Raw genomic sequence first — 9,968 nt, 5'->3', positions numbered from 1 at the left:
GGCACCCAAAGCAACAGCTGACTGCCCCGACCGTACAAACAGATTCCCAGTTTCCGCCCTTTCCCTCCAGATCGAAGTGCGGCTCGAGGTCCTGACCCCGTCCGTCAACTGGTAACCGACTCCCTCTCCCAACTCGACTCAACGTTTCGAAACCTCTGTGCCTCGAAACGCTAAGGATAGGAGACGTCGGAGTGCCCTCCACTACACCGCCAGCGCCAGGCTGTCGGTAACGGTCGAAAAGGTGAGCCATTGTGACGACGGCGAAATGGCTGACTCTTCGGCCATCGCTGACAAGTGGTCAGCCGAGAACCGTAGAGGGTTCGGCTCCCGGTAACCCGACCAACGCGCCATAGCGTGTGCTTAGGATTACAGCATGAGCACCCCCGAAGATCCCGACGAACCTCTGCAGAAACTGCCGGCGGGAATGCCGAGAAGGTACGCAGAATATAAGCCAGTCACGTCAGGTTGCCTTTGCTATTCCCACCTCCGAGGGGTCGTGGTCCTCGCCCTGGGTCTACGCGGGTGGGGCCGCGACGGCTGGACTCATGATCGCATATTGGGCCTGGAGGGTCCCCCGCCGTTCTCGGCGCCGGCAGCTCAATAACGGAGCCATCGTCTAGCCTCCGGTCTTCTAATAGGAATGGTCTGAGCTCTGTCTCATTACCGTGTGTCTCGAATCCCCAAGGTTCCAAGACAGCCGGCCAGGAGCCCGCCGCCCGGCGACGACGGCCGCCGGCCACCAGGATCGGTAAACGGGTGCGCTGGCGCGCCATTTAGCGCTCTGCAAAAGATGCCATCTACCGCTGCGCTTCACATCGAAAACCAGTTTTGACCAACGATAGGAGTGGCGAACGTGGGCCAGAAACGGTGTTTTTGACCATAGCGTTTAGCGCCGCCCCGTCACCGGGCAGGTTTCGCTACGATGCTCAAAGCGGATTGCACGCCCATCACTTACTCAATTGAAATCAATCATGAAGGACCCGAGCATTTCCGCGTACAATCGGGGGCAGTGAGCCGCCCCGTTCCTTGTGAACACAAAGGAATCCGTAGGTCCTGAGATATTCCGTGATGTTGAGATTCGCTCTGACCCAGGCGGCAGGCCATCGGACCCCTTCACGGTCAATCAAGGCTGGAGGGCAACTTCTTCAATGTCGCACATAGATCTCAAGGCTCTAGTCTCGGCCGCCATCGGTCTCGTCATCGCACTCGTTCCGGCGCTGCTTGGTGCTCCCGAACTCGCGCCCTTGATTGGATGGGCTGTCGCCGGCTGCGTCTTCCTGGTCTGGGCGTGGACTAAGGCGTGGCCCGCTGGTCCGGACGCCACGGGTGAACTCGCCCGCCAGGAAGGTCGGTCTCGACGGCTCGTTGACTCCCTCATCATAGGCGCGACGTTCATCAGTCTCGTGGCGGTCGTCTTTGCATTGATCCGCAGCCAGCAGAAGGACCCCATCGGCGTGGCCGCGGCGCTCCTGGCGGCTCTCGGCGTGGTGCTCGCGTGGGGTCTCGTCAACACTGTCTACGCGTTCAAGTACGCTCGGATGTACTACCACGACGACCGCCATCGCTTCCGCTTCAACCAGGACGAGGACCCGTCGTACAGCGACTTCGCCTACGCAGCATTCTCTATCGGCATGGCATACAACGCGAGCAATGTGAACGAGTCATCCACTCCCTCCCGCAGGATCGCCCTGGGGCACGCTTTGCTCTCCTACTTCTTCGGCACCTTCGTGGTCGCAGTGGCGATCAACCTCGTCGTCAGCCTCGGCCAGTCCAGTTGACCACGAAACAATCTCTTATGGGCTATGGCTGAATCATTATCCGTGCAGAGGAAGTACCCCGCTCCAGTCGCCACTCCCCCATGGCGCCCAAGTGGTCATCTCAGAAACGGTCGTTATTGACCGCAGTAATAGTCACCTTCACCGGGCAGGCGAGAAGCTGCAACTGACGGCAGCCTTCATCGTCACTGCCGTATCAACCTTCGGCGCGATCGAATAAAGGAGTTGGAATGGCTAGGGATGGCCGTCCAACGTCCCACGACAGACCCGGAGAGATGGCAGCGTCAAGCTCATCAGCTGCAGCGCCGAGTTCAAAGCGGGCCACCAAAGGGAATGTCGGGTGACGAATCTCGTAGAGCACTTCGAACGTTTCCTGGGGCCAATCACTTGTGGCTGGTCGCTGGGTCCGGATGGGGAGCGGAAGCACTTTCAGATTCTCAAATTCAACTCCTCCCGCTTGAAAACGTCACCGCATATTCAACACTTGGTCTTAGCCCTCACATCCTTATGTCACCGTCGAACGCCAATCAGATACGCCTGGAGCTTCTTGTATTGGTCCGCCGCGGCAATTTCGACAAATTTATCCCCTCTATCTTTCAGCAGCTGGCGGATGAGGCACCTGAAGGAGGACGAGGTCTTCTACGAGGCGATCTCATCGGTTCACGGGGCGTGCTCGACCCTGACACGAGCCTTGAAGCCTTTTACGTCTACTCACCTGTCTACCAGCCTGATGAGTTCGCGGTATGCAAGAGTCCAGAGGTCTCGATCGTCATTGCCTGGCTGATCCCTCTTTTTGCTGAGGAAGCAAACTTCGCGCTCAGACACGGCCGGCAGGCACTGGAAGAGCTCCTAATTGAGCATGACCCTGACGTTGGGGACTGGCAGCGCGCACCACTGCCCGTGCACTAGGTTTCTGGGCGAAGCATCCCGTTGCGAGTTCCGCTTCGAGGAACTGAGGGAGCCTTACCCTTCGTAGCGTGCCTTAGCTCATCTCTGATAAGCGCTTTTCGGAATTGCTGAAGCATTTGCGACACACTTAGACAGGTGGCGGACAGGTACAGGGTATGAGTCATTTATCGAGGGCACCTGACAGGGCGGACGCTTTCCGGTCACTATACGAATCCTCGTACGCTGATCTGCTGAAGTTCGTTCAGCGTGGCACGGAGCCGCCAAATGCTGAGGACGTGGTCGCTGAGGCATTTCTTGTCGTCTGGAGGCGCTTCTCCGAAGTACCGGCACATGAGAGTGATGCTCGGGCCTGGGTTTTCGGGATCACACGGAATGTCATGTTGAACGCTCAGCGTGGAGAACAACGACGTCAAGCGCTAGGCGTTCGGCTCGCCGAAGCAACACCCGATTTTTTCAGCACCTCTCATGCTGATCTGGTCAGTAGTCGCATCGATTTAGGCCGGGCAGGGCGCTTCTTTCCGAAGTCCATCAAGAAGCCCTGGGGCTCGCGGTCTTTGAGAACCTGGCCGCGCCGCAGGCAGCCAAAGTCCTCGGAATCTCACCCGTGGCTTTCCGTCTGAGATTGACCCGCGCCAGACGGGCCTTGCGGCTCCTCCTCGACCACCTCCCTCACCATGCTTCCGACATTTCGGCGGCATCACCTGAAAAGGCGTCAACGCTATGAAAAGCGAACAGAACCTCGACACACTTCTGCGCTCCATGGACGCAGCACGGCAGAGCTCACCGCCGAACCCTACCCGGGCCCAAGCCGACCTCGGCCGCATCCTTAGCTCCCAGCCAGTTTCCACTGCCTCAGGCAGCAAATTGGGCGTTAGCCACGAGTCGACCAAGGCAAAGGCCAATCGACGACGACGGGCCGTCACTCTTGGAGGCCTGGCGGCAGCAGCCACGGCCGGGTTACTCATCATGCCCGCACTCTCAGGACAAGGCGACCCGGCCTTCGCCACCTGGACAGCAGCACCCGGAACACTCATGGGCTCAGAACGTGACAACGCCGTCTCAGACTGCCGCAGGTCAACACAACGTGTAGGCGGAGGCATGTACTCAGCCGAGCATTCAGCAGCGGAAGTAGCCATTGCCGAACGGCGGGGAGCCTGGGTCACGGTCATCCTCACCGGTCCAGACGGTTTTGAAGCGTCATGCACCACGGACGCCACGGCACCCTGGTTCGACAAAGGGTCGTTCGGCTCCGTGGGAAAACCCGGGAACGTGGCGGCACTGCCAGCACGAGGTATTGCTGCGACCCAACTCGGAACTGGAACAATCGCAGACAAGCCCATCTCCATCGCGTCAGGTCGCTTGGGAACCGATGTTGCCGCGATTTCCTACACGAACTCCGCCAACGAGGAGGTGATCGCAACCGTCGCGAAAGGCCATTTCGCATTCTGGTTACCCGGCAACGAACTGCAGAGTGCCTCCGACCAAGCAGTGCCCGTCGACGTGACCTACAGAGATGGCTCTACTGAAACTCAACTACTCAACTTCTGAGTGAAGCGGCGGGGTCTTCTCTGGCTCAGACCGGCACGCAAACCCGCGCTATTAGGGCTGACCGATGAGAGCCACTTGCTGCAGGTCGCGTCCAAAATATTTCCTCAGCTGCCAATCAATGTCGGCATCGATCTTGGAACCTTGTTGGAGTTGCGCGTCTGTTCACCGTCCTTCCGGGAGGGGGATCCCCGCTTCCTCAGGGGTGGGAAGCACATTGCCCTAGTTCAGGATGAGTTCGATGCAAACGCGGTTGAACAGTACTGCAGTGCGAAAATTCGAGAGGTTTCAAAGCTGCGGGGTTCGCGACTGTATACGGAGTTGGAGCGCAGCTTCCATCTCTACGATCCGGACGACTACTGACCTGATGTTCCGTCGAAGGCCCGTGGGGCATTCCCGAAGGGACGCGGCCCATTCAGGTAACACAGACTGGCCTAAGCTTCGCGATATGAAGCCTCGTTTCATCCTCATGGCCGCGTTGCTGTTGGTCTTGGTGGTTGCGGCGATCATCGTCAGTTGGATCATCTGGCAACCCAGCGTCGGGCTTCTTTGAGGCTGTTCTGGCGCCTTGGTGCTGTTCCACGTTCTATGACGGGCCGCTGAAGGTTCCTGAAGTGGATATGACAACGTAATTCAGGACCGCCTAGGCCGTTTGATTCAGGGTCACCCTGGTTCCAAGTCGAGCATGCCCACGGTCCAAGCAGACTGAGGGCTTCTTTCTGTCCTGATTGCTGAAGCGGCTATGCCGGACCCTTAGGGGTTTGCCTCGTGCGCGTACAGCGGGCTACCCCACCTGTGTCGTCCACAAGTCTTCTGGTCGCTGGTTCTCGGTTCGGGCGCTTCGGAGCGAATTGGGTGAACGCAGGGTTGTTTCCCATGGAATTCACATTTGCGCGTAACAAAATGCGAATGGAAGGAACTAAGGCAAGTAGCCCCCCCCGGATTAGGAAAAATCATGAGCACAAAATGGGGTTTCGCCGCGATCGTGGCTGTCTTTTCCGTAATGTTAGTGATCTGCGCGTTGTTGTATTTAGTGGCGATTTCATGATCCTCGCAGTTGAGAGCAGTGTCTGCTTACGGCTCCCCGCTGCTGGAATAGCTCGCAAGGGGACGTGAGCGGAGGGCTGAATATGTCAAGCTGATTCAGGACCACCAACACGCGCAGGAATCGGGGCCTCGTGCCTATTGTCTTCGCGGCCGGCATCTTCTTGGAACATGTCTCACCCTCGAGGTCTGGCCCTGTCCGGGAGGACCTACCAATGCTAGGAATCACTCTCTCGTTTAGGTCTACGATACTTATCAGCTGCTCACGGTATTCATCAGCATCGCGCGCTGTTTCATTGCCCTGGATATAAGACCAAACCGAAAGAGCCGACAAAAGAATCGCACAAACGACGATTTCGATAGCTTTGGTGGGACCAAACAAATACCCAACCGCTTTATCACCACCACAGATAATTCTTCGAGACATCTTTGCTCAGTCCTTCCGGCTCTGAGGAGAACTCTGCTCCGAGGTCCTCGCAAGTACAACCTCTTGCCGACACCTTCACACTGCCCGGGAGGCCCGCACAGCGTTCCCAAATGGCGCGAGTCCCGGCAGTGGGCATCGGACCGCAGGCTTTTACTCCCCAGACCTCAACATCGAAAACATTGCAGTACTAAGACCTACATCTAGCATGATGCCTGTGAATGCCAGGCTCATAAGCGCGATCCGGCGGGAACCCAGCGGCTCACCTTCCCGACGTGGGTGGCCGGACTCGAATATTGCGCAGGGAACCATCATCAGGACGCCAACGACGAAGATGAGCATTAGAACTACTTGCGCGCTAATAATGAAGACCCATTCCATATTCAGTCCCTGCCACCATAGTGGAGCAATATCGACTCTATGGGCGCTCTGCCCAAGTCTACGTGCTGGGTGTCCACTTCAAACCTTCTCCCGTTGTCCGATTCCCTGGCCGAGAAATTCCCTCCCTCGAATTCCAGCCAGCGACAAGGGAAGCGAGGAAGAGCCTTCTCCTCAATGAGCCGCGGATGGTTCCTTTAAGGATCTCCAACGGAGCAGTTGCGAGTCGGGATGGGCGTGCGGCTGTTTCGAGCGGCCCCTGCCCTTTGTTGCCAACGCAGGCCTAGTTACCGTTGAGCGAAACCGGGCCCAGTGATTTTCTAAACATGACCATGTCGCCGTAGCGCCCGGCGATTTCAAGAACCGTCGGGTTGTCTTCCAAGCGAGTGTCCCCGGGTTCTATCAGGACGGTGATAACCACGGTGTCCCGAGAGGTGTCTAATCCGACGGAATCGATTCCTCCTTTGGACTCTTGAGATACTCCTCTGCCAAGGTGTCTTTGAGTGCGTCGAGCTCGGACCAAGACCACTTGGCGTCCGTTGTGACAACCTGTCGACGCCCAGGATCAAGTCTGTCTGCCAGTTTTTCGAAATCTGCGGCTGCCTTGTCGCCTGGCTCCGCGACGCCGACGAATATCTTGGAGGAGTCGGCCGAGAAGTAACCGCCGGAGAACGTGTCCGGATGGGCGGACACGTAGTCGTTGATCGTGTTGCCGATCTCATTCAGCTCACCGCTGGCCTGGCCGGTGTAGACAGGGTCGGTGTAGATGCGGAGAGGCTTTTTCGTTCCGGGCGTTTCCTCGGGCGATACTGCCCCGGAGCCTGTGTATCCCTCCTGGCTCGCGCATCCCGATAAGCAGATGAGTAATCCAAGAATTCCCACCCATAAGGGCTTGAGAACACGTTTCACTTGTCGCCATTCCTTGCCGATAACCGCCGAATCCTTAAGTGAACTCTTCGCCGGTAACAGGGCCGTATCAACGATTATACTGTCGATCCGCGACATTGATTCTAGTTATGAATGAAGCCGGGGTATCTAAGCTGCGAGGTTAGGATCACATCCTCAACAAGATCCTGACCACACCTAATATCGACATCCCTCCGGTTACCGGGTCAGCGCGGTGGCAATTTCGCCGCCCAGGGACACGTTACTGCGGTACACATCGACATTTACATTCAGGCTGCGGCCGTTCGTATCGCGCTGAATGAAGTCCAAAAGGAACGGTGTGGTGTCCTTGCCGTTGATCCCGTTCTTCTCTGCCTGCGCCCACGCCCGGGAGAGAATCTCGTCGAGCTCCGACGGAGGGAACTGCTTGTCCTCTGCGATCGGGTTTGCCAACAGGATGGCCGATTTGATGCGCAGGTCATCACGTGCGCTGCAGATTGCTGCAACTTCATCGGGAGTGTTGACCGCGTACTCGATCTCAAACCCCGAGTCGGAAACGTAGAAGCCAGGGTACTTCTTGGTCTTGTAGCCGATGACCGGGATGCTGAGCGTTTCGAACCGTTCGAGGGTGGCCGCGACATCCAGTATGGACTTCACGCCGGCACTAACAACGATGATCGGGGTAGTAGCGAGAGTAGTCATATCGGCAGATTCATCGAAGGATGTTGCCGCACCGTGGTGAACTCCACCCAGGCCTCCGGTTGAGAACACTTTGATGCCGGCGCGGTGGGCCAGAAACGCCGTCGCTGCTACTGTGGTGCCGCCGTGGAGCCGAAGAGCAGCGACTACGGGAAGATCGCGGAGGCTGACCTTCTTGACTTCCCCGTCATTGGAGAGCGAGGTGATCTGCTCAAGGCTGAGCCCCACCGTCGGGACACCGGCGAAGACTCCGATTGTGGCAGGAACGACCCCTTGACTGCGGAGGCGTTCCTCGGCTTCCAAAGCAACTCCGAGATTTAGCGGACGGGGAAGGCCGTGAGTGAAAATGGTCGATTCCAAAGCGACGACGGGGCTCCCGTCAGCAACGGCTGCGGCCACTTGCTCTGAGACGTGGAACGCCACGCTGATGCGGCTGGATGACACGGCTGGTCTCCCTGTAGAACGTGATCTGACTTGACTCACCAAGGTTCCCGCACGCGGGAACCAACAACAAGAATCAACGCTTCGGTCGCTTGACCATGGGCGTACTAAATCACCAGCTTCGTGCGGTCGTCGTCAATGTCCGGTCATTGATGAGAAGCGGTCGTTTTTGACATGGGGGAAGCGGGAAGCCGGGTTCAATTCTCACCCGGCTTCCCTCTTCTGGTGGTCTAGAAGCCGCGCTCTAACCCTCGGCTACCGCGGGGCCCGCAATGGTTGTGTAGCCCGCGCAGCACGGTTACTGGACGCTGGCCTTGGCCCTGGGTTCGTCGTCGAGGTCCTTAGGTGCCGTGAGATCCATCTCGAGCAGCGGCACCAGTTTGGACTTGGTGATGAAGCGGTGAGCCAGCCATAGGGCGATGAAGACTGGCAACCCAATGTAGGAGGAAAGAACCTCCAAGGTCCGTCCCGCAAGCACAGCCTCGTAGTTCTGTCCGGCGATTACGAGTATCAGCAGGGCGAAGGCCAGGAGCGGGCCAATGGGGAACAGGGATGCTTTGTAGGGCAGGTCGCTGACTTTGTTTCCCTGGGCGAGGAAGCCGCGCCTGAAACGGTAGTGGGAGACCGCGATTCCCGCCCAGACGATGAAGCCGCATAGGCCTGACATGTTCAGCAGCCAGGAATAGGCTGCACCCTGGCCGACGATTGCGGAGAGGAACCCGAAGAGTCCCACCGCCGCGGTCGCCAGCAACGCCGGGATCGGCACACCACGCGCATTGGTTCGGCCGAAGATCTTCGGGGCCATGCCATCGTGGGCCATGGCGTAAAGCATCCGGGTGGAGGCATACAGTCCGGAGTTGCCCGCGGACAGGATTGCGGTCAGGATTACGGCGTTCATCAAGGCCGCTGCGAAGGCGATTCCGGCGCGCGAGAAGACCAGCGTGAACGGCGATGCTGCAATGTCGGACTCGCCGGAGGCCAGCAGGCTTGGATCGGTGAACGGGATCAGGCAGCCGATGATAAAGATGGCACCAATGTAGAAAAGCATGATGCGCCAGAAGACAGTGCGGATGGCCTTCGGCACTTCACGACGCGGGTTCTTGGCTTCGCCTGCGGCGACTCCCACGAGCTCGGTGCCCTGGAAGGAGAACCCGGCAACCATGAAGACCGAGATAATCGAGACCCAACCCCCGTGGAACACGTCATCGCGGTTTTCCCAGTTGCTCAGGCCCGGAGAGTCGTCCCCGAGGATGCCGAAAATCATCAGCACGCCCGCGATCAGGAAGAGCACCACAGCGCTGACCTTGATCAGGGAGAGCCAGAACTCCGACTCACCGAAGGACTTTGCCGAGAGTGCGTTGAGCCCGGCCAACACCAGCAGGAAGATCCCGGCCCACACCCATCCCGGGACCCCCGGGAACCAGAAGTCCATGATGATTCCGGCCGCGACCAGCTCGGCGGCCACCGTGATGGCCCAGTTGAACCAATAGTTCCAGCCGATCGCGAACCCAAAGGACGGGGAGACGAAACGGGTGGCAAAGGACTGGAAAGAACCGGCGACCGGAATTTTGGCCGACATCTCGCCCAGTGACTGCATCAACAGGAAAACCATCAACCCGACCAGCGCATAGGCGGCCAACGCGCCGCCCGGCCCCGCCTGGGAAATGGTGCTGCCCGAAGCCACGAACAGACCGGTACCGATCGCACCGCCGATAGCAATCATCTGCAGGTGGCGGCTGTTTAGCCCGCGCTTGAGTTCGTTGGTGGGTTCGCCGGAAGCGCGATTTGCACTTATCGCAAGGGAGGACCCCTGCTGTGCTGCTTCATCGGGTTTGATGTCTAGGGAGGTTCCGCTCATTGGTGTCATG

8 protein-coding genes are annotated in these 9,968 nt (G+C 58.4%); 5 read left to right on the top strand and 3 right to left on the bottom strand.

Going from position 1 to position 9,968, the window contains the following annotated elements:
- Nucleotides 1-1,148: 1,148 nt before the first annotated feature.
- From AC5RWD_RS09445 to AC5RWD_RS09425, 5 genes are all read left to right on the top strand, one after another.
- Nucleotides 1,149-1,778, top strand: coding sequence for a DUF1345 domain-containing protein (locus AC5RWD_RS09445; protein WP_494019758.1), 630 nt, complete (start codon nt 1,149-1,151; stop codon nt 1,776-1,778).
- Nucleotides 1,779-1,869: 91 nt separating this feature from the next.
- Nucleotides 1,870-1,995 (top strand): hypothetical protein, encoded by a 126-nt coding sequence (locus AC5RWD_RS09440; protein ID WP_494019757.1) that lies wholly within the window; start codon nt 1,870-1,872, stop codon nt 1,993-1,995.
- 287 nt (nt 1,996-2,282) lie between these two features.
- Nucleotides 2,283-2,684, top strand: coding sequence for a suppressor of fused domain protein (locus AC5RWD_RS09435; RefSeq protein WP_494019756.1), 402 nt, complete (start codon nt 2,283-2,285; stop codon nt 2,682-2,684).
- A gap of 155 nt (nt 2,685-2,839) precedes the next feature.
- A complete protein-coding gene (locus tag AC5RWD_RS09430) occupies nt 2,840-3,304 on the top strand; it encodes an RNA polymerase sigma factor (RefSeq protein ID WP_494019755.1) in 465 nt (154 codons plus the stop codon).
- A gap of 478 nt (nt 3,305-3,782) precedes the next feature.
- Nucleotides 3,783-4,232, top strand: coding sequence for a hypothetical protein (locus tag AC5RWD_RS09425; RefSeq protein ID WP_494019754.1), 450 nt, complete (start codon nt 3,783-3,785; stop codon nt 4,230-4,232).
- 2,281 nt (nt 4,233-6,513) lie between these two features.
- Here AC5RWD_RS09425 and AC5RWD_RS09420 read toward each other — a convergent pair.
- From AC5RWD_RS09420 to AC5RWD_RS09410, 3 genes are all read right to left on the bottom strand, one after another.
- On the bottom strand, nt 6,514-7,080 hold the full coding sequence (locus tag AC5RWD_RS09420) for a hypothetical protein (RefSeq protein WP_494019753.1): 567 nt from the start codon (nt 7,078-7,080) through the stop codon (nt 6,514-6,516).
- A 99-nt stretch (nt 7,081-7,179) separates the two neighbouring features.
- A complete protein-coding gene (locus AC5RWD_RS09415; protein ID WP_494019752.1) occupies nt 7,180-8,103 on the bottom strand; it encodes a pseudouridine-5'-phosphate glycosidase in 924 nt (307 codons plus the stop codon).
- Between the two features lie 295 nt (nt 8,104-8,398).
- Nucleotides 8,399-9,967, bottom strand: a complete 1,569-nt coding sequence (locus AC5RWD_RS09410) for an amino acid permease (RefSeq protein ID WP_494019751.1) — start codon at nt 9,965-9,967, stop codon at nt 8,399-8,401.
- Nucleotide 9,968 lies beyond the last annotated feature (1 nt).

It is taken from the genome of Arthrobacter sp. CMU6, assembly GCF_059090205.1.
This window is presented reverse-complemented; position numbering and strand designations above follow the sequence as displayed.

Excerpts from the sequence above, each read along its gene's own strand:
- AC5RWD_RS09445 (WP_494019758.1), top strand. The coding sequence starts at position 1,149 with ATGTCGCACATAGATCTCAAGGCTCTAGTCTCGGCCGCCATCGGTCTC.
- AC5RWD_RS09435 (WP_494019756.1), top strand. The coding sequence starts at position 2,283 with ATGTCACCGTCGAACGCCAATCAGATACGCCTGGAGCTTCTTGTATTG.
- AC5RWD_RS09420 (WP_494019753.1), bottom strand. The coding sequence starts at position 7,080 with ATGTCGCGGATCGACAGTATAATCGTTGATACGGCCCTGTTACCGGCG.
- AC5RWD_RS09425 (WP_494019754.1), top strand. The coding sequence starts at position 3,783 with ATGTACTCAGCCGAGCATTCAGCAGCGGAAGTAGCCATTGCCGAACGG.
- AC5RWD_RS09430 (WP_494019755.1), top strand. The coding sequence starts at position 2,840 with ATGAGTCATTTATCGAGGGCACCTGACAGGGCGGACGCTTTCCGGTCA.
- AC5RWD_RS09410 (WP_494019751.1), bottom strand. The coding sequence starts at position 9,967 with ATGACACCAATGAGCGGAACCTCCCTAGACATCAAACCCGATGAAGCA.